Annotated in this window: 26 protein-coding genes; 6 read left to right on the top strand and 20 right to left on the bottom strand. The window is 43.0% G+C overall.

Annotation, left to right across the window (positions count from 1 at the left end; all coding sequences use genetic code 11):
* Positions 1-48: 48 nt before the first annotated feature.
* Together METMA_RS27905 and METMA_RS0120850 are read left to right on the top strand one after the other, a co-directional pair.
* A complete protein-coding gene (locus METMA_RS27905; RefSeq protein ID WP_020161055.1) occupies positions 49-525 on the top strand; it encodes a hypothetical protein in 477 nt (158 codons plus the stop codon).
* Positions 526-536: 11 nt separating this feature from the next.
* Complete coding sequence (locus tag METMA_RS0120850; protein WP_020161054.1) at positions 537-1,757, top strand: hypothetical protein; 1,221 nt, start codon at positions 537-539, stop codon at positions 1,755-1,757.
* Here METMA_RS0120850 and METMA_RS0120845 read toward each other — a convergent pair.
* Together METMA_RS0120845 and METMA_RS25280 are read right to left on the bottom strand one after the other, a co-directional pair.
* Complete coding sequence (locus tag METMA_RS0120845) at positions 1,705-4,638, bottom strand: bifunctional diguanylate cyclase/phosphodiesterase (RefSeq protein WP_020161053.1); 2,934 nt, start codon at positions 4,636-4,638, stop codon at positions 1,705-1,707. The two genes, METMA_RS0120850 and METMA_RS0120845, sit on opposite strands and share 53 nt — an antisense overlap.
* Positions 4,628-5,392 (bottom strand): PEP-CTERM/exosortase system-associated acyltransferase, encoded by a 765-nt coding sequence (locus METMA_RS25280; protein ID WP_020161052.1) that lies wholly within the window; start codon positions 5,390-5,392, stop codon positions 4,628-4,630. The genes METMA_RS0120845 and METMA_RS25280 overlap by 11 nt, the downstream gene beginning before the upstream one ends.
* A 189-nt stretch (positions 5,393-5,581) precedes the next feature.
* On the opposite strand from METMA_RS25280, the gene METMA_RS0120835 reads away from it, so the two are divergent.
* Positions 5,582-6,367 carry a methyltransferase domain-containing protein gene (locus METMA_RS0120835; protein ID WP_020161051.1) on the top strand — a complete coding sequence of 262 codons (786 nt, stop codon included), beginning with the start codon at positions 5,582-5,584 and terminating at the stop codon, positions 6,365-6,367.
* A 78-nt stretch (positions 6,368-6,445) separates the two neighbouring features.
* Positions 6,446-7,786 carry a cytochrome P450 gene (locus tag METMA_RS0120830; RefSeq protein ID WP_020161050.1) on the top strand — a complete coding sequence of 447 codons (1,341 nt, stop codon included), beginning with the start codon at positions 6,446-6,448 and terminating at the stop codon, positions 7,784-7,786.
* A 78-nt stretch (positions 7,787-7,864) separates the two neighbouring features.
* On the opposite strand, the gene METMA_RS0120825 is transcribed toward METMA_RS0120830, so the two are convergent.
* The 14 genes from METMA_RS0120825 to METMA_RS0120765 all read right to left on the bottom strand — a co-directional run bounded on the left by METMA_RS0120825 (position 7,865) and on the right by METMA_RS0120765 (position 18,665).
* The gene (locus tag METMA_RS0120825; RefSeq protein WP_020161049.1) at positions 7,865-8,644 is read right to left on the bottom strand and encodes a TatD family hydrolase; all 780 of its coding nucleotides are present in this window, start codon (positions 8,642-8,644) and stop codon (positions 7,865-7,867) included.
* A 9-nt stretch (positions 8,645-8,653) separates the two neighbouring features.
* Entirely contained in the window at positions 8,654-9,004 is a 351-nt protein-coding gene (locus METMA_RS0120820; RefSeq protein ID WP_027147510.1) for a PilZ domain-containing protein, read from the bottom strand.
* Positions 9,005-9,008: 4 nt separating this feature from the next.
* The gene (locus METMA_RS0120815) at positions 9,009-9,998 is read right to left on the bottom strand and encodes a DNA polymerase III subunit delta' (RefSeq protein WP_020161047.1); all 990 of its coding nucleotides are present in this window, start codon (positions 9,996-9,998) and stop codon (positions 9,009-9,011) included.
* A complete protein-coding gene (gene tmk / locus METMA_RS0120810) occupies positions 9,995-10,618 on the bottom strand; it encodes a dTMP kinase (protein WP_020161046.1) in 624 nt (207 codons plus the stop codon). Before tmk ends, METMA_RS0120815 begins: the two co-directional genes overlap by 4 nt.
* On the bottom strand, positions 10,615-11,613 hold the full coding sequence (gene mltG, locus METMA_RS0120805; RefSeq protein WP_020161045.1) for an endolytic transglycosylase MltG: 999 nt from the start codon (positions 11,611-11,613) through the stop codon (positions 10,615-10,617). Before mltG ends, tmk begins: the two co-directional genes overlap by 4 nt.
* A complete protein-coding gene (gene pabC / locus METMA_RS0120800; RefSeq protein ID WP_027147509.1) occupies positions 11,610-12,443 on the bottom strand; it encodes an aminodeoxychorismate lyase in 834 nt (277 codons plus the stop codon). Before pabC ends, mltG begins: the two co-directional genes overlap by 4 nt.
* 32 nt (positions 12,444-12,475) lie before the next feature.
* Entirely contained in the window at positions 12,476-13,720 is a 1,245-nt protein-coding gene (gene fabF, locus METMA_RS0120795; RefSeq protein WP_020161043.1) for a beta-ketoacyl-ACP synthase II, read from the bottom strand.
* A gap of 90 nt (positions 13,721-13,810) precedes the next feature.
* Positions 13,811-14,044: an acyl carrier protein gene (gene acpP, locus METMA_RS0120790; RefSeq protein WP_020161042.1), complete on the bottom strand. Its 234-nt coding sequence runs from the start codon at positions 14,042-14,044 to the stop codon at positions 13,811-13,813.
* Positions 14,045-14,189: 145 nt separating this feature from the next.
* On the bottom strand, positions 14,190-14,918 hold the full coding sequence (gene fabG / locus METMA_RS0120785; protein ID WP_020161041.1) for a 3-oxoacyl-ACP reductase FabG: 729 nt from the start codon (positions 14,916-14,918) through the stop codon (positions 14,190-14,192).
* Positions 14,911-15,861 (bottom strand): ACP S-malonyltransferase, encoded by a 951-nt coding sequence (gene fabD / locus METMA_RS0120780; protein ID WP_020161040.1) that lies wholly within the window; start codon positions 15,859-15,861, stop codon positions 14,911-14,913. Before fabD ends, fabG begins: the two co-directional genes overlap by 8 nt.
* A gap of 15 nt (positions 15,862-15,876) precedes the next feature.
* Positions 15,877-16,845: a beta-ketoacyl-ACP synthase III gene (locus tag METMA_RS0120775; RefSeq protein ID WP_020161039.1), complete on the bottom strand. Its 969-nt coding sequence runs from the start codon at positions 16,843-16,845 to the stop codon at positions 15,877-15,879.
* Complete coding sequence (gene plsX / locus METMA_RS0120770) at positions 16,842-17,870, bottom strand: phosphate acyltransferase PlsX (protein ID WP_081917919.1); 1,029 nt, start codon at positions 17,868-17,870, stop codon at positions 16,842-16,844. The genes METMA_RS0120775 and plsX overlap by 4 nt, the downstream gene beginning before the upstream one ends.
* Positions 17,871-17,955: 85 nt before the next feature.
* Positions 17,956-18,138, bottom strand: a complete 183-nt coding sequence (gene rpmF, locus METMA_RS26680) for a 50S ribosomal protein L32 (RefSeq protein ID WP_081679042.1) — start codon at positions 18,136-18,138, stop codon at positions 17,956-17,958.
* Positions 18,138-18,665 (bottom strand): YceD family protein, encoded by a 528-nt coding sequence (locus METMA_RS0120765; protein WP_020161037.1) that lies wholly within the window; start codon positions 18,663-18,665, stop codon positions 18,138-18,140. The genes rpmF and METMA_RS0120765 overlap by 1 nt, the downstream gene beginning before the upstream one ends.
* Positions 18,666-18,722: 57 nt before the next feature.
* Here METMA_RS0120765 and METMA_RS0120760 point away from each other — a divergent pair, with 57 nt between their 5' ends.
* The gene (locus METMA_RS0120760; protein ID WP_020161036.1) at positions 18,723-19,307 is read left to right on the top strand and encodes a Maf family protein; all 585 of its coding nucleotides are present in this window, start codon (positions 18,723-18,725) and stop codon (positions 19,305-19,307) included.
* On the opposite strand, the gene METMA_RS0120755 is transcribed toward METMA_RS0120760, so the two are convergent.
* Both METMA_RS0120755 and METMA_RS0120750 read right to left on the bottom strand, forming a co-directional pair.
* On the bottom strand, positions 19,304-20,167 hold the full coding sequence (locus METMA_RS0120755; protein ID WP_020161035.1) for an HDOD domain-containing protein: 864 nt from the start codon (positions 20,165-20,167) through the stop codon (positions 19,304-19,306). The genes METMA_RS0120760 and METMA_RS0120755 overlap by 4 nt on opposite strands.
* A 7-nt stretch (positions 20,168-20,174) precedes the next feature.
* Complete coding sequence (locus tag METMA_RS0120750) at positions 20,175-20,747, bottom strand: transglycosylase SLT domain-containing protein (RefSeq protein WP_020161034.1); 573 nt, start codon at positions 20,745-20,747, stop codon at positions 20,175-20,177.
* Between the two features lie 184 nt (positions 20,748-20,931).
* On the opposite strand from METMA_RS0120750, the gene tnpA reads away from it, so the two are divergent.
* Entirely contained in the window at positions 20,932-21,363 is a 432-nt protein-coding gene (tnpA, locus tag METMA_RS0120745) for an IS200/IS605 family transposase (protein ID WP_020157762.1), read from the top strand.
* Positions 21,364-21,501: 138 nt separating this feature from the next.
* Here tnpA and METMA_RS0120740 read toward each other — a convergent pair whose 3' ends face one another.
* Both METMA_RS0120740 and METMA_RS27235 read right to left on the bottom strand, forming a co-directional pair.
* Positions 21,502-23,100: a MutS-related protein gene (locus METMA_RS0120740; protein WP_020161033.1), complete on the bottom strand. Its 1,599-nt coding sequence runs from the start codon at positions 23,098-23,100 to the stop codon at positions 21,502-21,504.
* Positions 23,097-23,294 (bottom strand): hypothetical protein, encoded by a 198-nt coding sequence (locus METMA_RS27235; protein ID WP_027147508.1) that lies wholly within the window; start codon positions 23,292-23,294, stop codon positions 23,097-23,099. The genes METMA_RS0120740 and METMA_RS27235 overlap by 4 nt, the downstream gene beginning before the upstream one ends.
* Positions 23,295-23,306: the final 12 nt, after the last annotated feature.

The following is a 23,306-nucleotide window of genomic DNA, read 5'->3' as shown; positions in this document are numbered from 1 at the left end:
TTAGGCGTTTTCTATAAAGTCGAATCTATATATAACCGGTTATCCAGTTTGCAACAAATTGCCCTATTCTCTCAGTTACGACCCAGATTGAGCTTGATACTCACTCTATTCGTCCTTCTTCTGAATCAATTTGCTTCAGCTGCGCCACCTGTAAATGAGCAACAAAATATTGTTATTCCAGTCATCAACAGCACTAATCAACAAGACTCCATAAGCCGAAACGGTTTGAGTGCTATTTTTAAAATGCGCCTGCTGCGCTGGAATGATGGATCAGCCGTGACAGTTTTTGTATTAAACGATGATGACCCGTTACATAAACAATTCTGTAAACAAATATTAAATGTTTTTCCTCATCAAATGCGCCGAAACTGGAATAAATTAGTATTCAGCGGTTCTGGACAAGCTCCAATTCTTGTAGAAAGTAAAACGGAAATGATTGAAAAAATAGCAAACACGCCAGGATCTGTAGGCTATTTAAATTTAAAAGACTTAACTGATGGCATCAAGAAATTGGATATTAAATAAGGAAATACGATATGTATGTTATGGAATTTAATTTAAATAAAATCAAGAGAATTATCGTCTGCAACACATTGATTGCAGCGCCTTTTATTTCCAGCAATTGCATTGCAGGTGAAAAAAACTGGTTGCCGGATTCGGTTCAAATTCACGGTTTCCTTTCTCAAGCAATTATTCATACATCGGACAATAATTTTTTCGGCAACTCCGACGATAGTATTTCTACCGATTTCAGGGAATTAGGCATTAATGGTTCATGGCGCATCATCCCTGATTTACAGATAGCGATGCAGGTGGTATGGCGGGATGCGGGATTAACCGATGAGCAAGGCCTACGTATCGATTATGGGCTTGCTGACTATCGCTTGTACTCTTCTGAGGAAAGTTTGCTGGGGATTAAGGCAGGAAGAGTCCCCGCTCCGTTAGGGTTATATAACGATACCCGTGATGTTGCATCTACTAGGCCAGGTATATTTTTGCCGCAATCAATTTATTTTGATATTAATAGAAATATTGCACTATCTTCTGACGGTGGTTATTTATATGGTGAACAAAATACTGATTGGGGGGACTTTTCTTTTAATTTAGGCGTCGTTAATCCTCGTAGTGACGATGACCCTGATTTTAAACAATTAATTGTCGGTAATAATCAAGGGAAAATGGAAGGCCAAGCTTCATGGGGAGGACGTATTAATTATGAGTGGAGAAGTGGGGAAGTCCGGCTTGCAATTACTTACGCCGAGTTTAATAGTAGATTTATTCCTACAGCAGCTTCAAATAACGTGGGGTCAGGTCAGGTCAAAGTTACACCACTAATTTTTTCTGCTCAATATAATGCTGAGAAATGGTCTCTGACTGGAGAATATGAGTTTCGAAATTTGCGATTAAATAATTTCGGACTTTTTCCTGATTCTGACACTACCGGCACAGGTTATTATCTTCAAGGCATTTATAAATTTACATCCTATCTGGAGGGAATGATTCGATATGACGAACTTATCTGGGATAAAGATGATAAAAATGGAGAAAAATTTGCTATGAAATATGGCAGACCGGCTTATTCACGATTTGCTAAGGACTGGACTGTCGGTTTGCGGTTAAAAATAATACCTAATTTACTTCTGAGCACGGAATATCATCGCATAAACGGTACTGGCGCAATATCCACTTTAGAAAATACCGGCCCTACAAAACAGCATTGGGATTTATATTCAGTAATGTTGTCTTATGATTTTTAATTTCATTTGGCACTTCCGGCGTTGGCTGGGAGTGCCCTTTATACGGATTAAACTCTGGTTCTGGCATAGGCTTACCAATACCGTAACCTTGAGCATAATCCACTCCCATGCCCAACAATTCTTTTAGTATCATTTCATTTTCAACAAACTCGGCTATTGTTTTAATCCCCATGCCTTGCCCGACATCATTGATTGCTTTTACGAAAAGTTGATCTTCCTTATTGTTAGCAAGATTTTTAATAAAACTGCCATCGATTTTTAAATACTGCACAGGCAGTTGTTTTAAATGACTCATTGATGAAAATCCCACACCAAAATCATCCAAGGCAAACTTGCCGCCAATATTCGTTACATAGGTCATAAAATCACGAGCCGCTTGTATATTGGTTACCGCCTGAGTTTCCAAAACCTCGAAAATGAACTTATGAGCCGGAACATTCCATTTATCAAGATGCTCAGTAATAATGGAAAATGCATTGGGATTAGAAAGCATTTCACCTGAAAGATTGATTGATAAATGAATTTCCAATCCCTGCTTTATAAATAAAGACTGCTTTTTAAAGGCAAGGTCGATCACTCTTTGGTCAATTTTAGTAATCAGTCCGAAATGCTCGGCAATACCGGTAAACATGCCCGGCGGAATAATTTCTCCGTTTTCTCCAACCATCCGTAACAAGCATTCATAATGGGAAATGCTTTTATCGGTAATTCTCATAATTGGTTGATAATAAAGAACGAATCTATCCTCTTCCAACGCCTTTTCAATTTTCGCTTTCCAATTCACCCTGTGTCGGATTTCATCTCTGGCCAAATCCTCCATTGAGGCAAGACACCACCCTCCTCTGCCCATTTGTTTTGCTTTGTACATGGCAATATCAACGGTGGCCATCAATTCTTGGGGCGAGAAACCGGGGGCCGGAAAAATCAGCACACCAGCGCTAATAGTGACTCCTAGCTCAATATTGTTAACCGCCACTTTAACGGTCGCAATCTCGGTGCAAATTTTTTGTACCAATTTCTCTGCATGGTCCTGATCGATGCAATAAGAAATAACCACGAACTCATCACCACCTAATCTGGCAACGATATCCGAATCACGAATTATCGAAAGCAGCTTATCGGCCACTTTGATCAATAATTCATCCCCCACATTGTGACCGCTACTGTCATTAATATTTTTAAATTGATCGATATCAAACAGGATAAGAGCGCCTTTCTGGTTATAACGTGTGGCGACAGATAAAGCATGAGTCAATTCCTGGTCAAACCGCCGGCGGTTATATAAGTTGGTCAATGGGTCGTGATCTGCAAGCCATGACAATTTTTTTTCGGTTATTCTGCGTTCAGTTAAATCAAGCCCAACCGATAATATTTCGGTTTTTTTATTGTTTTTGATAAGGGTAAAAAACCATGAAATGTATAATTCGTTTCCTTTTGAAGAAAATATAATACATTCATAACGGAAGGTTCTTCGTTGTCGATTGGCGATTTCATTAATAGCACTAGAAATAGTTTTGAAATCTTCATGGCCAAAAACCAGGTCAACGAACAATTGTTGCTTTAATTCTTCTTCATTATAACCAATCAATTTCTCTGCATACCTGTTGCTCATTAATATTTTTCCATTATTATTAATGGTTATGATAATAACTTGAGCTGTATTAAGTATATTGGAAACCAGATTTTTTTCCTGCTGCAGTTCAACAGTTCTCTCGGCCAATCGTTGTGTACGCAAATCGACATCTCTGTCTAAATTTTTCAGAGTGACGATTAAATCCTGTGTGGCATTATTTAATATATCGATTTCATCATTAAAGAGTTTATGTGCGGAAGTTGCCGGCATAATATCGTTTACTTTTATGTAATTTTTCTTGGCTATCCATGGCAGTAAAGCAATGAAGGCATTTAAGCGCCGCATTGGTTTAATTAACAATAATAACAATATTATACCTGCCAATATTAAGCTTATTACACCGCTTAATGCGTATAGCATTGAAGATTTATTAATATCAATTAATTCTTCGCTTAAGTTATCGATAATAACAAGATCGGCAATGCTACTGTCATTACTAAATGGAAAAACAATTATCTCATAATTATTATTATTGTATTCAAAGCGTGCTTTTTTTTCCGGCAAGCCATTTGGTATTTTATTCATGACAGCCAGCAAGATAGGAAAGCTTTTTTGATATTCCGTTAATGCGATAATCGTCTTTGACCATTTATCAAGAATAGGTCTTGTTGAGACTGTTCTATTTTCATTACTCTGTACAAGAATCCCAATTTCCTTCCCGGTAATCGCTTTCATTCTTAGCACCATGTCTGCCAGGTCTCTTCCAAATATGAACACGCCGGCAAATTCCCCATTATGTAAGAAAGGATAAGCTTTGTATTGCACGCAACTGATATTACAGAGAATCTTTTCAAATGGCTCTTCATTTTCAAGTACGTAATTGAGCCAGGGGGAAAAAACATCCGCCTTAAGTGTGGTATCGCCCCAACTATTAAGCAACCCACCACCTTTAGAAAATAAATAAGCGGATTTTATGTCAGACTCAAGCTCGATTTTGAACCAATTGGCATTAATAATTTTTTCTATCTGGTTTAATGCCTGATGCGATGAAAGGTCAAGACTAATAATAGCGGGAACGATCCAGGTGATATCGATTTGATCAAGTTTTGACTGCTGCAATATGCTGTTAAATGCTTGCTGGTAAAACCGGTGTACCCTATCACGCTCCTGTGTATAATTTTTTTCTAATGTCAGGTTACCGAACATGAAAACACTGCCTGAAGATGTCAGAATGGCAATGCTGACGGCTAGAATTGCTTTCCAGGTGAGACTCAGGAATCTGCTTTTTTTCTTGGTTTTAACTTGCATTACTATGAATAGTATTATTTATATTCGATTCAGCTAACTCACTACTTATTGTATCAAACAGAATACGAAATTCCGGCTTTAAATTTTTAAAGGTATTTTCTCGGTAAAAAACATAAGGAGCTCGTATTCCAAAGCATTCAACAGGTTTCCCTATCTGATCGAATTGAACACCAAGATGTTTTAATAAAACTGCAAAACGCGGTTCTATCATAGCAAATCCATATTCAAGATTTTCCCTAAATGCAAAGCACATAGCTGACAGCATGAGGCTCATGGGTAAGTAATTGATCGGAAAACGTTTGTATGAATAAGTCAAATCTTTTCGATACTCATTATCACGATCAGCTCCGTCAGAAAGTCGTTGTCTGAATGATGAAATAATAGCCATTCGAGAAAGTTCGCCAGTATTTATTCCTGGCATTTTATCCAGACCGGTGTTTTTAAAATCAAAGGAATCGCTGTAATATTTTTCAATCGGTAGAGATTTGCAGTGTTTTTCTGTTTGTGGAATTAATCGTATGTAGCCGATGGCTTGATTACTAGGTTTATGAAATAACAAACTATGCAGAGAATATTCATCATATTCGTCAATTTCCATATTGTTTAAGGAATTGCCTAAATTATGATAGCCGTATTCCTCATGAAATACGCTGTATCGCAATTTATAGGCAACCTTTCTAAGCTCTTCTGTATTAACATTTACCATCCGAAAATATTTTGAATAATGATTTCCTATTTCTTTTTTGTCCCACATAATTATCCATATCCATTTTTTACGCTCTTCACCATCAACTCTTTCATGATGAATTACTGAGTGATTAATACATAAATTTCATCTAGTTAAATTTCTTATCTATTCATATAATTATGATTAAATTTTAGACTATTTTCTATAAATTAAATACAAAATTAATCCACATTTATCCCAACAGGAAAAAATCATATGACCGAATTCAAAGGGCTTGCCGACATTGATTATTTAAAGAAGACAGGCAAAATTCTTGCATCTCTTAAGCAAATTAGCTATAAAAAAATGCAAATTAAACAAGGCGACATAGTTCTCGACTTAGGATGTGGCCCTGGCATTGATGCTATTGAACTGGGTGGACTTGTATCGCCCAATGGCTCTGCAATTGGCGTTGATTACGACGAGGCAATGTTAAAACAAGCATCTGCGCAAGTGAAAGAAATTGAAATGCAGCATATTGTCCATTTCCAGCAAGAAGATGCGAGTGCTTTAAGCTTTAATGATAACCACTTTGACAGCTGTCGGAGCGAAAGACTCTTCATGCATCTAAACAATCCAGAACAGGTGGTAGCGGAAATGTTTAGAGTGACAAAACCAGGAGGACATGTAGTTGTTATTGAACCGGATTGGGCGAGCATGTCAGTTGCTTGCGAATCGCCTGAGATAGAGCGCTTATTACTGAATTACCGCCTGGAGAAATTTTTCCCTAATGGTTATTCAGGAAGAAACTTATATCGCCTCTTTAATGAGGCTCATTTTACTGATATTCAAGTAGAAGCGTTTGTAAATCCTTCCACAGACCTAGCATTTTTTTATGCTATAGGCGTCCAAGAAGCCCTCGAAAACAAAGCGTTAGCTGATAATGTCATTACCCCGGAAGCACTTGCGCAATGGCGAACGGAGTTACAACAGGCCGCACATAATAACTCTTTTTACAGCAGTGCCAGTATAGTAATGGTGCATGGAGTTAAACCATTATGACCCAATTTACCTGAAGAATCATATGATAATATCACAGCCAATTTATCCTGAACTCAATTACTAACTATCGATATAATAATGACAACCAAAACTATTCCTCAGGTCAAAGGTGATTTTTTTCTAGGCAATTTACGCCAGTTTAAGGTTAATCCGTTTCAAACATTCTGTGATTGGCATCGCGATTATGGCGATTTAGTCAACTTCAGGTTGGCCACCAGACAGTTTTATTTATTCAGTCATCCACAGTTAGTGGAACTAGCTTTAATTAAACAAAGCCATAATTTTGTCAAACCATATAACCCGGAAAAACCGACAGCGCTGGCTTTGGTTTCACGGCAAGGCCTGGTTACCAGTCAAGGTGATTTATGGCGTAAGCAACGACGTTTGATGCAGCCTATATTTCAACGCTCCAATTTAATATCAATGCTGCCACAAATGATTTTGGCCGGAAATAACCTGTTGCAACGTTGGGAACAATTAGGTGATGGGGCCCAGGTCAATCTTGCAAGCGAAATGATGCACTTGACGCTGGAAATCATCACTCAAACCATGTTCAGTACCAGCGTGCTCGATAGAATAGCTGAGATAGAACCGGCCTTGAGGATTGGAATAAAATATGCTTCCCAAACCCAGGCAAACCCTTTAATTCCACCCTTATGCATACCTACGCCAGCCAATCAGGAATTCAAGCGAGCCATGGCTTTATTGGATGACATCATGTACGGCATGATTGAGCAACATCGGTCCCAGTCCACACCGCAACATGACTTATTGACAATGTTGTTGAATGCGCGTGACGAAAACGGTGAGGCCATGAGCGACCGGCAAATCCGCGATGAAGTCATTACGATTTTTATAGCAGGTCATGAAACCACGGCGAACCTGCTCACCTGGACGCTCTATCTATTGGCTAAACATCCGGATGTCCTTGAAAAGCTCAGGACTGAACTCCGAGAACATTTACAGGGCGGGATACCCGATGCCGAAACCTTACAGAAACTGGTTTATACCCGGGCAGTGTTAAATGAATCCCTGCGCATTCGTCCACCGGCAAACACTATCATTCGTAAGATAGTTCAGGATACAGAAATTGATGGGTATCCTCTTAAAGCCGGCAGACTGGCAGTATTCAGCATATATAATATTCACCATCACCCCGACTATTGGCCAGAGCCGGAAAAATTCGATCCTGATCGGTTTTTAACGACTGAAAACCGGAGGTTCGCTTTTATGCCTTTCGGTACCGGCGAGCGTATTTGCATTGGTAACCATTTTGCCATGCTTGAAAGTCAATTGCTGTTAAGTATGATTCTTCAAAATTATGATGTGCAATTGCTCAATAATGATGAAGTTGAGGTTGAAATGGCTGTAACTATGCGGCCTAAGGGTGGTATTCCAGTACAGCTAAAGCGGCGTTAAGACCGCTCGCTGTTTGTAAAGGTAATTGATAGCCGTGACGGCCAATATGACAAGGGTTGGTCCAAGTGGAGCCAGGATTTAGCCAAGTTCTAATTGAAAAAGCCTTTTGAAATTCTCCGAGCTCTGTTTCGCGATTTGTTCAAAACTTGTATTTCTTAATTCAGCTATATGTTCAGCCACATAACGTACATAAGTAGGATAGTTAGTTTTTCCGCGAAACGGAACCGGCGCTAGATAAGGCGAGTCAGTTTCAATGAGGAAGCGGTCGGCAGGTATTTTTTTTGCTACTTCTTTAATTGCCTTGGCACTGTTAAACGTCACGATACCGGAAAAAGAAATAAAAAAATTCAAATCCAGGGCTTTTTCGGCGAAATCCCAGTCTTCGGTAAAGCAATGAATCACTCCGCCTATGTCCTGAGCACGTTCCTCTTCCAAAATTCGCAATGTATCTTCTTTGGCCTCGCGGGTATGAATAATCAGAGGTTTTTTTAATATTTTTGCTGCATTAATGTGATTTCTGAAGCGTTGTTGTTGCCAGCCAAGATCGCCTTCGCTGCGAAAATAATCCAATCCGGTTTCCCCTATTGCGATAACCTTTTTTTCCTGTCCTAAAGCGACGAGTTCATCTACGCCAGGATCCCTGCCATCCTTAACATTGGGATGAACGCCGACGGTCAGCGATATTTGAGAATATCCTGAAACCAAGTCATGCATGGCCGGATAAGATTCCAAGTCGATTGCTATGCATAACATATGTTCAATTTGATTATTTTCCGCTTCCTTCATGAAGCAGGAAAAATCATTTTGATACGGCTTCAGGTCTATGCGATCCAGATGGCAATGAGAGTCGATGAGCATTCGATAAAATTACATGGTATGGGTTGAGCGGTCGGAACCTAAAGCACCGGCCAAGTAGGTCTCTATTTTATTGCGAGCCATGCCCCCATCCTGATCACTGAATTGCACACCGATCCCTGTTGCTCTGTAGCCTTCGGAACCCGGAGGCGTTTTCCAGATTATTTTTCCGGCAATGGGAAGTCGCTCGGTTTCTTCCATTAAATTAAGCAGCATAAATACTTCTTGACCCATTTGATAGTCTCGGTTGGTCGGAATAAACAGACCACCGTTGGTCACAAAAGGCATATAAGCCGCATATAAAGCGTTTTTATCTTTGATTGAAAGTGACAATATACCTTGTCTGGGTGCTGATTCTGCCATGGTATTATTTGCTCAACAAGTTGATTTCAGACCATTTTATTAAGATTTCTTCAAACATCAATTGCTTATTGACTGGAGAATCCAATCGTCGTCGAGTCTCCAATAATAGATCGTACAATTTATAAACTCTTGTTAATTCTAATCGTTGTGACAGTTCTTTCAAGGGTTTCTCCAAATCCGGATTGTACAGATTTTCAATATTTGCCAGATAAAAACACTTGATTATATCGATAATCCAGGAGGTAACCCAAAATAACAATGGAGCTTCTGGCAGTTTATGCCAATCTTCAGCAACAATGACAGGGTTGCACTGCTGTTTTGCTATACCCCACCATGTTTTGAAGCATTCATTACGTATAGTTATATGACCTTCTTCTGCATATTGTTGGGCCAATAATGGCGCTCCTCTGGCCAGACCGCACAACAGTTCCGTATCTTCCTGCACATGCCGTTGCAACCAGGTGAGCGTAATATCCTTGGCAGGAATATTTATAGCCATCTTTTGACATCGGCTTACTATAGTTGCCAGTAATTTTGCCGGTTTATCGGTAATTAATATAATAATAGTGCGCTCTGTCGGTTCTTCCAGGCATTTTAAAAAGGCATTGGCCGCGGCATGATTCATCTGCTCGGCAGGATTGACAATAACGACACGATAAGCCTCAAACTGAGGCTTTAAGGTGAGCTGTGTAATTAAATTGCGAATTTGGGCAATTGTGATGCTTTTGCCGGCTTCCTCGGGCTGAATGTTGATATAATCAGGATGCGTTTCGGCGTTGATTAGCTTACAACTATCACAATAACCACAGTGTAGACCATTAGGCTGAGGGTTTGCGCACAGCAATGAAAGCGCGAATTGATTAGCCAATTGTTGCTTTCCCAGGCCTTTATTACCGGTAATAAGCAAAGCCTGAGGAACACGTTTCTGGGCAATGTAACTATACAACTGCTCCCAGTTCGGTTGAAGCCAGGGTAATAATGAATTTGAGTTCATGTTATTAGTTGCCGAAGCACATCAACCAGTGCTCTTTGCACATCGTTTAATGGCCGATTCGCTTTAATGAGTTTGATTCTGTCCGGATATAGTTCGGCTCGTCTCAGATAAGCCTGCCTGACCCGTTCAAAAAAATCGATTTTTTCCGATTCAAAACGATCCAGTTTTCCCCTCTCTCGCACTCTTTCAATGCCTATCTCGACAGGGGCATCGAGCAACAATGTCAAGTCGGGGCTCAGTGAGTCCTGGACAAGATTTTCCAGCCACTTGATGGTGCTGATTTCCATGTTTCGCCCGCCACCTTGATACGCATAAGTGGCATCGGTGAAGCGATCGCAAACCACCCATTTTCCTTGTGCCAGCGCAGGCTCAATCACCTGCCCGATATGTTGAGACCTTGCCGCAAACATTAATAAGAGCTCCGTTGACTCCGAAATGTTTTCGTCGCCCGCATCCAACAGTAACAGACGTATCTTCTCTGCCAGTTGAGTACCGCCCGGTTCGCGGGTAGTTATGACAGCGATGCCATGGTCCTGTAAATAACCTTTTATAAAGTTCAGGTTAGTGCTTTTTCCTACCCCTTCCCCGCCCTCTAAAGTAATAAATTTCCCTCTGGTCATTTTTTCTTCCTTTGAAAAATATCAACTGCACGGTTATGATCTTTTAAGGTTGAGGAAAACATATGTGTGCCGTCACCTCGAGACACAAAATACAGACTGTTTCCGCTATTGGGATGTAATGCCGCGTAAATAGCATCTCTTCCGGGCATCGCTATAGGGGTAGGTGGCAATCCTTTAATAACATAAGTATTGTAAGGCGTGCTTGTTTTTAAATCGTCCCAGGTGATATCTCCATTGTAATGATCACCCATACCGTAAATTACCGTAGGATCTGTTTGCAACAGCATGCCCTTTTCCAATCGGCGAATAAATACGCCGGCAATTAGCGGCCTCTCTTCAACTACCGCAGTTTCTTTTTCAACAATGGAAGCGAGAATCAGCGCTTCGTAAGGACTTTTTAAAGGGAGGTTTTCGGCTTTATTGAGCCATTCCTGTTGCAATACCTGCTGCATCCTGTCGTAAGCTCTTTTTAGCAAAGAAACATCGGTCATGTTTTTTTCAAAAAAATAGGTATCGGGAAAAAACAGGCCTTCAGGATGTATTACGTCTGCTCCCAGTTGCCGCATTAAAGCCTCAGAATCAGTACTGTTTAACGTGTGCTCAAGATAAGGATTTTTCTCGATTGCCTGCAATACATCCTTAAAACGCCACCCTTCCGGAAAGGTAATGGCATATTGCCTGGTTTTTCCCTGTACGAACAGCGCCAATATTTCCGGCGCATTTAAACCAGGCGATAGTTCGTATTCTCCGGCTTTAATTTTTTTTGCCGATTTGCTTGTGTAAGCAAGGACTTTGAACCACAAGGGTTTTATCGCCAAGTCCTGGTCGATCAGTTTGTCTGTTATTCGGTCAAGCGAATCGCCTTTTTCGATATCAATATAAACCTGTTTTTCTAACACAACAGGATTTTCCACGGCGCGCTGATAATCCATCCATGCCCATCCTCCCGCAAAACTGAAAGCTAACAACATAAATCCGATAATTTTATGGCTCACGGCCTGGATGCCTCCGCTTCGCTTTTAAATTTTTCCAGACAAGATTGTAATTGCCTGGTTATGGGACCTACCGGAAAATAGCTGTTATCAATTTGGTTGACTGGCCATATACCAATGATTGAATTACTGACAAAGATTTCATCAGCCGATAAAAATTCATCTTTATTAAACAACCGCTCACTTATTGGAATCTCGTTGTGTAACAATATTTCCATGATTATGCCGCGCATAATCCCAGAAATACCCGCATGAGTCAGCAGCGAGGTATGGACTGAACTATCTTTCACATAAAAAAGATTAGTCATCGTCCCTTCAATAATATGATCATTGATATCCAGCATAATTCCTTCCTGAATAGCGGTGTCATTCCATTCGGCTCGTGCCAGTATCTGTTCGAGTCGATTCATATGTTTTATGCCAGCCAGTAGTGGGTTCAGCCCTAAACGAGTGTCGCAGAATCGGGCCGCAATGCCCTGCGCTTTGTGTGCAAGAGGGTAATCAGGATAAGGATGGAGGCTCAATACCCGGGTAGGCAGGATTGGATCAGGCTGACGATAGCCTCGCCCGCCTGATCCGCGCGTTACTATTAGTTTGAGTACAGCCTGATCCGAATCCTTACAAAGACTGAAAACTTCAGCAGTAAGCAGTTCAGGATCCGGTACAGGAATATGCAGTCGATTGCAACCAGTGTTTAAACGCGTTAAATGCCGATCAAAAAATACTGGCTTGCCGTTTTTGACCTCTATTGTCTCGAATAATCCGTCGCCATACTGAAAGCCACGATCAGATATTTCAATTTGCCGCTTGCATTCGCCATTTATCAAAATCATCAGCAAGAAGCATGTCGCATTTGATAATGCGTTTACGCGTAGCGCTTAAACACTATTGATCCATTAGTGCCGCCAAAACCGAATGAATTAGAAATGGCGATATCGATTTTCATATCCCTGGCCGTGTTGGGAACATAATCAAGATCGCATTCGGGATCCTGATTTTCCAGGTTAATGGTTGGCGGGGCAATCTGGTTTTTGACACTCAATGCGGTAAGCACAGCCTCAATACCACCAGCTGCGCCCAGCAGGTGCCCTATCATCGATTTGGTTGAGCTGACAGCGACTTTATAAGCATGGCCGCCCAAGGCCGCTTTCATTGCCTGGGTTTCGCCGACATCCCCGGCAGGAGTTGAGGTGCCGTGAGCATTGATATAGTCAACCTGCTCAGGGTTCAAACCGGCATCACGCAAGGCATTACGCATGCAACGGGCAGCCCCCTCGCCGCCGGCGGAAGGAGTAGTGATATGATAAGCGTCGCCACTCATGCCATAACCGACTACTTCGGCATAAATTTTTGCCCCGCGCGCTAATGCGTGCTCCAGTTCTTCAAGCACAACCACACCGGAACCATCACTTAATACGAAACCGTCACGATCTTTATCCCAAGGGCGACTGGCGGCTTGAGGATCGTCGTTACGGCGCGATAAAGCTTTTGCAGAAGCAAAGCCGCCCATGGCTGTCGGAGAGGTGGTGCAGCGCTCCGCGCCGCCGGCAATCATAACATCGGCGTCGCCGTATTTAATCAAGCGCGATGCATCGCCAATATTATGCGTGCCTGTTGTACAGGCGGTTACGATAGCAAAGTTAGGGCCTTTCAATCCGTATTTGATTGAAAGATTTCCCGAAATCATGTTGATGATATTACCTGGCACAAAGAATGGCGAAATACGGCGCGGACCACCTTTCTCATAAGTTGCATAACATTCTTCAATACCGGTAATACCTCCAATGCCAGCCCCGATTGCCACACCGATACGATCGGCATTTGCCTCGGTAACTTCAATGCCTGAATCTTCAATCGCCTGACAACCGGCAGCGATACCATAATGAATGAAAGCATCCATACGTTTGGCATCTTTGTCGGGAATATATTGAGTAATGTCGAAATTTCTGATGACCCCGCCGAATGTCGTTGCGAAAGGAGAAATGTCAAAAGAATCAATTGGAGTGATGCCGCTTCTACCGTTGATAATCCCGTCCCAGGTTTCCGCGACAGTGTTAGCTAAAGGCGTGACAGCGCCTAATCCAGTTATTACGACTCGACGTTTGCTCAATGTAATGTACCGTAAGAAATGTATAGGAGGGAATAAAGACTTTAAAACTAGTTAGTGGATGAACAAGAGAGTTCATCCACTAAAGACAGACTATTGCGCGTTTTTTTCTACGTAATCGATAGCTTGCTGAACCGTGGTAATTTTTTCAGCTTCATCGTCTGGAATTTCACATTCGAATTCTTCTTCAAGAGCCATAACGAGTTCAACTGTATCCAGAGAATCGGCACCAAGATCGTCTACAAATGAAGCATCAGTAGCGATATCTTCTTTAACGCCCAATTGCTCTGCTACAATTTTTTTTACTCGTTCTTCAATGTTACTCATAATTATTGTCCTCAAACAATGTAAGTTCATCAATGATTGGTTCGAAACTTACAATAGTATTGTTATTAATTTTACTAGAAATCCCGTCTCCGGCAATTCCAGACGGCGGGGGGATTATACTTTATATTGCAAAAATGTCACAATATTAAGGCATAAACATGCCACCGTTCACATGAATGGTTTCGCCGGTGATATAAGCTGCACCTTCCGAAGCCAGAAATGAAACGGCGTGAGCAATCTCCCTGGCTTCGCCGAGACGGGCCAGAGGAATAGATGCTAATAAAGAGTTTTTAATGTCATCACCCAATTCCTTGGTCATATCAGTATCGATAAACCCGGGGGCTACTGTGTTTATAGTAATATTGCGCGATCCCACTTCCTTGGCCATGGATTTGGCAAAACCGATCATGCCGGCCTTTGCCGCGGCGTAATTTGCCTGACCTGCATTGCCGGTAGCTCCGACCACGGAAGATATATTAATGATGCGCCCTGTTTTGGCTTTCATCATGCCTCGCAACACGGCTTTACTCATGCGAAATACTGAGGTTAAATTCGTATTGATGATTTCATCCCACTCATCATCCTTCATGCGCATTAACAGGTTGTCGCGCGTAATGCCGGCATTGTTGACCAATACGGTGGGAGCACCATACTCATCACTCACGGTTTTTACGACTTCGGCAATCGATTCAGGGTTGGCTACATCAAGTTTTAAACCCTTGCCGTTTTCACCGAGATAGGCGGAAATTGAATCAGCCCCGTTATCCGAAGTCGCCGTGCCGACAACAAAGAAACCATCCTCGACCAATCTTTCGGCAATTGCCCTGCCGATACCCCGACTGGCGCCTGTTACTAAAGCTACTTGCTTAGTCATTTAACTGCTCCAATACATTATTTAACGTTTCCGGATCATATATAGCCATATGCTCGGCATCTTTGACGATACGTTTATTTAAGCCGATCAACACCTTGCCGGGGCCACACTCAACGAATCGCTTAACGCCTTGGTCATGCATAAACTTAATCGTGTCAACCCAGCGCACAGGCTTATAAAGCTGTTCTTTTAATACGCTTCGAATGACTTCCGGCGCGCTATGGGCAGTAACGTCTACATTATGGATCAATGTCATTTTCGGTGCATTGATAGTTGTATTCTGCAATTGTTCATCCAGCTTGTCGGCTGCCGATTGCATTAATGCACAATGCGAAGGCACACTAACCGGCAGTAGTAATGCCCGTTTAGCGCCAGCTTCTTTCGCGGCGGTCATGGCTCTTTCAACCGCCGCAGCATGCCCGGCAATGACTACCTGTCCGGGCGCATTAAAATTAACCGCGGAAACAACTTCATTTTCTGCCGTGTCGGCACATACTTTAACGACCTGATGATCTTCAAGCCCTAAAATTGCCGCCATGGCGCCCACACCGGCGGGCACGGCTTCCTGCATCAATCGCCCTCTTGCGGCCACCAGTCTGATAGCGTCTTCAAAAGATACGGCACCCGAGCAAACCAGAGCGGTATATTCGCCAAGACTATGACCTGCCACCCAAGCCGGACGGATATCGCTTTGCTTACACCAAGCTTCCCAGATAGCAAAACAGGCGGCCAGCATGGCCGGCTGTGTATTATATGTCTTGTTAAGTGTTTCCTCAGGGCCATTGGCTACAATAGCCCATAGATCTGTACCCAGTGCATCGGACGCCTGCTCGAAGGTATGTTTTACTACAGGATAGCTCTCCGCCAACGCTGAAACCATGCCAACGGATTGAGAACCTTGCCCTGGAAAAACAAAAGCCAAATTATAATTATGTTTATTCATTAATGCGTTTGTCTTTTAATATTTAATTAAGGCGGAACCCCATGTGAATCCTGCTCCAAATGCTTCAAGCAGAACCACTTGTCCGCGCTGAATGCGCCCGTCGCGGATCGCTTCATTAAAAGCAAGAAGCACGGAAGCCGAGGATGTGTTGCCTTGATTTTCAAGTGTCAGGACAACATGATCCATGGACATTTTTAATTTCTTAGCTGTTGCCGCGATAATACGTATATTGGCTTGATGAGGCACCAGCCAATGGACATCGGACTTTTTCATATTATTAGCCGCCAATGTCTCATCGACGATACGGCCCAACGTGTTCACTGCGACTTTAAACACTTCATTGCCGCGCATCTTGACGAAACCGGACTCGTCTTTGTTTAATTCCGTGGCCGCCTGCGGATTTGGGCAATAAAGTAAATCCTCGTATTCGCCGTCGGAATGGATATGTGTTGATAAAATACCGGCTTCAGATGAGGAGCTTAGCAATAAGGCCCCTGCTCCGTCACCGAATAAAATACAAGTACTTCTATCCGCCCAGTCGACAACGCGCGAACAGATTTCAGAGCCGACAACAAGCACTTTTCTTGCCGCGCCTGACTTAATATATTGATCGGCAATACTCAAAGCAAAAATTGAGCCTGAACAAGCTGCCTGTATATCGAAAGCAACGCATTTTTTGATTCCCAGACGCTGTTGCAACAGACACCCGGTGCTAGGATATACACGATCCGGCGTTCCCGTCGCCACAATGATCAAGTCAATTTCTTCAGGATCAATTTGTGCCGCATCGATAGCTTGTCTTGCCGCGATTTCCGCCATACTTGAAGCGGTCTCGTTCACCCCTGCGATTCGGCGGCTCTTAATGCCGGTTCGCTCATAAATCCAGCTGTCGGATGTATCGACAGTTTGGGATATGTGATCGTTCGTGCGAATCTCTTCCGGCAGATATCCGCCGGTACCGATTACTTTTGAATAACGGATCATGCGCTTTCTCTCCGGGCCAATGTCTGTTCAACTTGCTCGCTTATTTTTCTGATAACATCTTTTTTGATTTCTACTTCGGCAAGATGAATGGCTGTTTTAAAAGCCAGCACATCGGCTCCGCCATGACTTTTGATGACCAAACCACGTAATCCTAGGAAGCTGGCACCGTTATAGAGACGAGGATCTATGCGTTTTTTAAATGACTTCAGCACCGGATAAACAAGCAATCCAGCCAGCTTGGTTAAAATATTTTTACCGAAGGCTTCTTTAAGTGCAGTCCCGATCATTTTAGCCGCACCTTCAATTGACTTCAGCGCAACATTACCGACAAAACCGTCGGCAACGATCAGATCAACTTTAATATTGCCAGCATTTAAGGAATCGCCTTCTACATAACCGATATAGTTTAACAATGAGTTATCCAACAGCTTTGCCGCTGCTTTAACCTGTTCATTGCCTTTAACATCTTCCTCGCCAATATTTAACAGGCCTACTTTCGGGTTCTCGATGTTCTCTACAGCTTTAACCAATTCGGCGCCCATGACCGCGAACTGAAAAAGATGCTCGGCACTGCAATCGACATTACCTCCGAGATCGAGCGCATGGGTATGTCCATAGATCGAAGGTAATGTAGAAATAATGGCGGGGCGGTCAACGCCTGGAATCATTTTCAGAACGAACCTTGCCGTAGCCATTAATGCTCCGGTATTACCGGCGCTAACGCAGGCATCAGCCTGGCCGTCACGAACCAGATTGATAGCTACTCGCATTGACGAATCTTTCTTATTTTTCAGTGCTTTAGACGGGGACTCATCCATACCGACGCACTCCGATGCGTGCTGGATAGTCAGCCTGTCTTTATATTTATGCAGGCTTTGCGCTAAATACTGTTTAAGAATGGTTTCGTCACCCACTAAAATCAGCTTTAAGTCTGGATTGCTTTTCAAACAATCCAATGATGCTGGAATGGTTACTTCGGGACCATGGTCCCCGCCCATCGCATCAATCGAAATTGTTAAACTCACGCTTACGAATGACTCCGGAGGTATTAAAAAAAGCCGAACCCGGCCGGGTTCGGCATATCATCATTCTAAAAGGGAGAAAGATTAATTAATCTTCGTCGCCAGTCGTTACAATTTGGCGACCTTTGAAAAAACCGTCTGGAGTAACATGGTGACGCAAATGAGTTTCACCTGTCATTGGGTCTTGAGAGAGCGCTCTGCTGGTTAAAGCATCATGTGAACGACGTTGACCACGTCTTGAACGTGATACTTTACTTTTTTGTACTGCCATTATAAATCTCCAGTTTTTTTAAGTTTGGCTAAGATGGAAAAAGGATTTTCGGGGGGTGATTGCACTTCCTCGGATGATGAGGCTTCCTTGTTAAAATCCGCGTCCGGCACAGAACAGTCATGCTGATGCTTTGGAAATGTTGGTAACGCAAGCAATAACTCGTCTTCAACAATATCCTTAAGAAGGATTTTTTCTTCATCAATCAGTAACGGTTCATAAACTTCGGGCAATCTATCTGCTTGATCTATTGAGGTAACAATACCTAGTTTGATTTCAGCACTGACAGGCCACTTCACAGCCTGCAAACAGCTTTGACATTCAAGTTCCAAAATCGCCTCTATGTGTCCCTCAATTTTAGCCAGTCGTCCTTCTCGGCCAAAAAAAAGATCAACAGCAACAGCCCCGGTATCATTCAGCAGTGTATCCGCCAAACGATCCAGACTGCTTAAAGGTATTTCGCCCTTAAGTTCAGCGCGCTTGTCCGCGAGTTGTAAAGGGTCTATATATTCGGGCAATCGATCTAACATAACTATACAATGATATCTGGAATCAATAACTGCGTCAAACTTACAACAATTGCCAATATGAAAATCAACAACTTAATTCTGGCTTCGGGTTCTCCCTATAGACAAGTTGCATTAAAAAAGCTTCATTTGGATTTTGCGGCGATCAGTCCCGAAATAGATGAAACGCAGCAGCCTCGTGAATCACCGCAAGATCTTGCTTTGCGCCTGGGGAAAGCCAAAGCGTGGGCGTTATGCCAACAGTACCCTGCGCATCTTATTATCGGCTCGGATCAAGTCGCGATGCTTAATGGCAAGCAATTACACAAACCGGGCAACCGGGCAAAGGCAATCGAGCAACTTCAAATAGCATCGGGCAATACAGTTACTTTTTTTACCAGCATCTGTATTGTAAACAGTAAATCCATGCTTTGCATGTCCGATTTGGATATCTGCTCAGTTTTCTTTAAGACATTAACGAATCAACAAATCGAACATTATGTCGATCTTGAAAAACCTTACGATTGCGCCGGCAGCTTTAAATCCGAAGGCTTGGGTATTGCGTTGTTTGAAAAAATACAGGGTGAAGACCCAAATGCCCTGATCGGCTTGCCGTTGATAAAATTAATTTCGTTATTGGAGAAATTTGATGTGCACGTACTTTAATGGAAGCGCTTGCCGGGGCCTAGCGACTCAAATACCTGTTCAAACTCGTTGTCAGCCCGGTTCATTAGTTCAGCGATTTGCGATTCACTCAGCCTGACAATGGACAAGGTTTCATCGGAAATTTCGGCCAGTATTTCCGGCACGGCTCTCTGTTGTCCCTTACCATCGGCCAAACGAGTTGCCAGATACAGCAAATGCGCATCCAACTTGTGCACCAGCGCTTTTTCTGGCGTTAAGTAATATCGTATTGCTTCCGATAATGAATCAGGCAACCCCCATGATTCAATCAACTCCGCACCAACCTGGGCGTGAGTGAATCCTATTATTTCCTGCTCCAGGCCGGCTACAAGGCCGCGATTGTGATCAGCCGCCAATAATACCTGAAGCGACTTGTCAGGTATTTGGGTATATAAAACCAGCGAGCCTATATCATGCAACAATCCGGCTAACAATAACCGCTCGCAATGCAACACGGCACATTTTTTAGCCAATAGGCGAGCTATCACCGCACAATTGACGCTACGCAGCCAAAAAGCCGTCATATCCACCAGGTCATGCGGGATTCTATTGAACGTATTAACTATCGATGTCGCCAGAATCAAACTGCGCAGATTCTCGTTGCCGATGACGGTTATAGCTCTGGAAATCGTATCAATTCTTGCCTGACAGCCATAAAAAGCACTGTTGACGATTTTCAGTAATCGCGCGCTCAATGCCGGATCCTTGGTTATCACCAAGGCGATATCATTGATGGAAAAACGAGGATTTCCGGTCATCTCGCGAAGCTGATAATAGATGTCCGGCAAAGAAAATAATTCCTGCCCCTCTTGCACCAGGTACTTCGCTGTATTTTCGGTCATGGAAAACTTATTTGTTATAAAGCGCTAGAACCTGTTTCACGTAGTTACGTGTTTCCGGATAGGGTGGAATTGAATTGTGATACTTTATTACAGCATTTTCTCCGGCATTATAGGCGGCAACGGCAAGATCCAAATTCGAATTAAACATCTTCAGCAAATCCTTCAAGTATCGGGTTCCGCCATTAATATTCTGGTCAGGATCACGCCGGTCAGTTACGCCATAGCGTCTTGCGGTGGCGGGCATTAACTGCATTAGCCCAACCGCACCGGCCGATGAGACGGCGGCGGCGTCATAAGCGGATTCCGCTTGAATAACGGCATGCAGTAGCTTTTCGTCGACCTGATGTTTAGCCGCCGCCTGGGCAATCATATCCGCATATTTTTTCTTGTTCACGCTTACATAGGGCAATGCTTTTGAATAACTCTTGGGTCTTGTTCGAATAATGCGCTTATAAAGCTTGTTTTTAGGGTCATCCGTATAATAGACATGCCCTTCAGGATCGATATATTTATAGACATCGGCCAACACTTGATTGGATATAAGCAAGGTAAACAATAAAACAACAGTGACTCTTATCATTTTTGTTATTTTCCCTAGTCAGATATAAAGCCGCATGGGCAGCCTTTTTTTGCCAAAAAATACCAGCCCCCCATAACAGTGGGGCTATTGCGAGAAATTTGGTATTAATTTTCCATCATAAGGTTTAAACCACCGGCTTTAGCCGGTCAGCTTTAGCTGCGATAATCTGGCCAAGGAGGTGGCAATGGACTATAGATACGGCAGCCATACGGTTTACCAAATTGAGTACCATTTTGTTTGGGTAACGAAGTATCGTTATAAAGTTCTGAAAGGTGAAATAGCCGAACGAGTGAGAGACTTGGTGCGGCAGACGTGTGAAGCCTTTGAGATACGGATCATCAAAGGCGTGGTGAGCAAAGATCATGTGCACATCTTGGTGAGTGCACCGCCGAATATGGCTCCCAGTGAAATCATGAGGCGAATTAAGGGACGAACATCGAGCTATCTGCTCGAAGAGTTTCCGCACTTGAAAAAGCGATATTGGGGAAGGCATTTTTGGGCGCGCGGATATTTTTGCGCCACCGTTGGCCAGATGACGGATGAAATGATCAAACAGTATTTGGAGCATCATTTTGAACCTAATCCCAATGACAATTTTAAGATGGAACCCGATTAAGACGCGTCGTTTAGTCGACGCGTATCCGGACTTTCAGTCCGTTATTCGAACCCACCCGCTTGAGCGGGTGGTTGTTTAGTTGCCGTCTTTATAAGGATAGTAAAGACTTGGTTTCACTGCCAGAAGCAGTGCCGTTTTTTATTTGGAATCGGACAGATAATTGTCTATGTCTTCTTTTGAAAACCCTATTTTTTTGGCGACACGATCAGCATGACTCACCCGGGAAATTCCGGGAATTAGCTTATAAGTCGGAGCCTCATTGGCGAATTCAACCTGGCGCGGCACACCTATACCCTGGGCAACAAAATTATCGACCAACTGATGATTGTGGGTGATCAATATAGTGCTATTGCCTTTTCGATAAAATCCATTCAACACATTGGAAGAAGATTCCATTTTTTCTTCAAAAGTTGTCCCTTCGGATAATTCATCGAGTACTACCAGGCTTTTAGCCGTCGTGGTTAAAAAGATATCCTTGGTTCTTTTCAGTTCCGTGCCGAAACGGCCTTCCCCATCATCCAAATGACTGATTTCCGGCACCTGATAATAAATCCTGTCGGCCACGGTAAGCGTGGCCGAGCTGGCAGGTACATAACAACCTATTTGCGCCAACAGTTGAATTTGAGTAACGGTCTTACAGAATGCTGTTTTGCCTCCGCTATTAGGACCGGTCACCAGGACCAGCTTGTCGTTATCCAGGATAAAATTGTTACCAACATAATCAGGATTTTCCTTACCCAAAACCGGATTTCTGGCATCGGCCAGGTTGATGCGATGATGATCAGCCTCAATCAACTCCGGCAAAACCATGTCGCCGCCAAAAGCATCGGCAAATTTTATAAACGACAACAATTCATCCAGTTCGCCCAACGCATCCAGCGTCTCACCGACCGCCGGCGAGCTTTTGAACTCGTTTCTCAACGGGATAATGCAACTGTCCCTGTCAAAACCGCCGACAACCGGAAAGTAAACTAATAACAAAGGAATGAAGAAAATGGATGCGGTCGGGATGGCTTCTACTGAAACTTTGAACATGTCTGTTGGAAATAAACTTGCCAACACCCAGATGATGCCGAAAACCAGCGTCAGCAAAAGCGGCTTGAAGATACGGGGCTTAAAGATAATCGCTGGTGAAAATGAACCTTCTCTTTCCTGTTTTGATTTGATGCCGTTTTCAGTGATATAGGCAGGACCTTCCATCAATGAATAGGCCCGGGATTCTGCAAACGCTTTGATTTTGTCAAAAACATTCTTTAAATAAGCGCTTTTCGGCGCTTCGCTAACTTGAATCTGGTCAACCAGCTCAAGCATAAAACGAATGCCTCTTTTATACTGTAAATAGCCATAACCCTCGATTTCATGCTCTTCCCTGGCGGTACCGAAAGAACCGAGGAATTCGCCGAATAATAGCAGATAAAAGTTTTTCTCGTTTGCCGCCGCGTTTTGGACAATATGTTCGAGATTTTCTTTTAATGCTGAATTATTGCGCAGTTCCTCGACAGCTTCCTGTTTGGCCTTGATTTCCTCCAAGACACCCAGCGGTTGCGTTAAGGACCGGAACAGGACCGCTTGCCCGATCATCGTTGAAGCATGATTGACCGTATCAAACACTTCATTGACTTCAATTGTATTGAAAGCGCTTTCATCGATCACGCCTTCACCGGTTTTCAGCGGTTTGGTGGACTGAACCTCAGGCCAGACATTATCGCGCCAACTTTCTAATAGGGTTTCTTTCATCGTTTTAGCTCTTTATTTTTATCAAGGACACCAAAAACTATAATCGCGGCCACAACAATGCCGGATAGCATGACATTTTCTTTTGAAGCACCAATCAGATAAGCGGCTCCCCCGCCTATCCCCATGCCGATGCCTGTATAAGCGAGGCTGCGCATCAGACGGCATATCGCACAGTTTTGATCGTATCCTCTCATAACATATAATTC

The sequence above is a fragment of the Methylobacter marinus A45 genome, from assembly GCF_000383855.1.
GTDB classification, from domain to species: Bacteria; Pseudomonadota; Gammaproteobacteria; order Methylococcales; family Methylomonadaceae; genus Methylobacter; species Methylobacter marinus.
The sequence above is the reverse complement of the archived record's forward strand: the minus strand, read 5'-3'. Positions and strand labels throughout refer to the sequence as shown.

Coding starts and splice junctions, on each gene's coding strand:
- METMA_RS0120850 (WP_020161054.1), top strand. CDS start 537: ATGTATGTTATGGAATTTAATTTAAATAAAATCAAGAGAATTATCGTC.
- METMA_RS0120845 (WP_020161053.1), bottom strand. CDS start 4,638: ATGCAAGTTAAAACCAAGAAAAAAAGCAGATTCCTGAGTCTCACCTGG.
- METMA_RS25280 (WP_020161052.1), bottom strand. CDS start 5,392: ATGTGGGACAAAAAAGAAATAGGAAATCATTATTCAAAATATTTTCGG.
- METMA_RS0120835 (WP_020161051.1), top strand. CDS start 5,582: ATGACCGAATTCAAAGGGCTTGCCGACATTGATTATTTAAAGAAGACA.
- METMA_RS0120830 (WP_020161050.1), top strand. CDS start 6,446: ATGACAACCAAAACTATTCCTCAGGTCAAAGGTGATTTTTTTCTAGGC.
- METMA_RS0120825 (WP_020161049.1), bottom strand. CDS start 8,644: ATGCTCATCGACTCTCATTGCCATCTGGATCGCATAGACCTGAAGCCG.
- METMA_RS0120820 (WP_027147510.1), bottom strand. CDS start 9,004: ATGGCAGAATCAGCACCCAGACAAGGTATATTGTCACTTTCAATCAAA.
- METMA_RS0120815 (WP_020161047.1), bottom strand. CDS start 9,998: ATGAACTCAAATTCATTATTACCCTGGCTTCAACCGAACTGGGAGCAG.
- tmk (WP_020161046.1), bottom strand. CDS start 10,618: ATGACCAGAGGGAAATTTATTACTTTAGAGGGCGGGGAAGGGGTAGGA.
- pabC (WP_027147509.1), bottom strand. CDS start 12,443: ATGATTTTGATAAATGGCGAATGCAAGCGGCAAATTGAAATATCTGAT.
- acpP (WP_020161042.1), bottom strand. CDS start 14,044: ATGAGTAACATTGAAGAACGAGTAAAAAAAATTGTAGCAGAGCAATTG.
- fabG (WP_020161041.1), bottom strand. CDS start 14,918: ATGACTAAGCAAGTAGCTTTAGTAACAGGCGCCAGTCGGGGTATCGGC.
- fabD (WP_020161040.1), bottom strand. CDS start 15,861: ATGAATAAACATAATTATAATTTGGCTTTTGTTTTTCCAGGGCAAGGT.
- METMA_RS0120775 (WP_020161039.1), bottom strand. CDS start 16,845: ATGATCCGTTATTCAAAAGTAATCGGTACCGGCGGATATCTGCCGGAA.
- rpmF (WP_081679042.1), bottom strand. CDS start 18,138: ATGGCAGTACAAAAAAGTAAAGTATCACGTTCAAGACGTGGTCAACGT.
- METMA_RS0120765 (WP_020161037.1), bottom strand. CDS start 18,665: ATGTTAGATCGATTGCCCGAATATATAGACCCTTTACAACTCGCGGAC.
- METMA_RS0120760 (WP_020161036.1), top strand. CDS start 18,723: ATGAAAATCAACAACTTAATTCTGGCTTCGGGTTCTCCCTATAGACAA.
- METMA_RS0120755 (WP_020161035.1), bottom strand. CDS start 20,167: ATGACCGAAAATACAGCGAAGTACCTGGTGCAAGAGGGGCAGGAATTA.
- METMA_RS0120750 (WP_020161034.1), bottom strand. CDS start 20,747: ATGATAAGAGTCACTGTTGTTTTATTGTTTACCTTGCTTATATCCAAT.
- tnpA (WP_020157762.1), top strand. CDS start 20,932: ATGGACTATAGATACGGCAGCCATACGGTTTACCAAATTGAGTACCAT.
- METMA_RS0120740 (WP_020161033.1), bottom strand. CDS start 23,100: ATGAAAGAAACCCTATTAGAAAGTTGGCGCGATAATGTCTGGCCTGAG.
- METMA_RS27235 (WP_027147508.1), bottom strand. CDS start 23,294: ATGAGAGGATACGATCAAAACTGTGCGATATGCCGTCTGATGCGCAGC.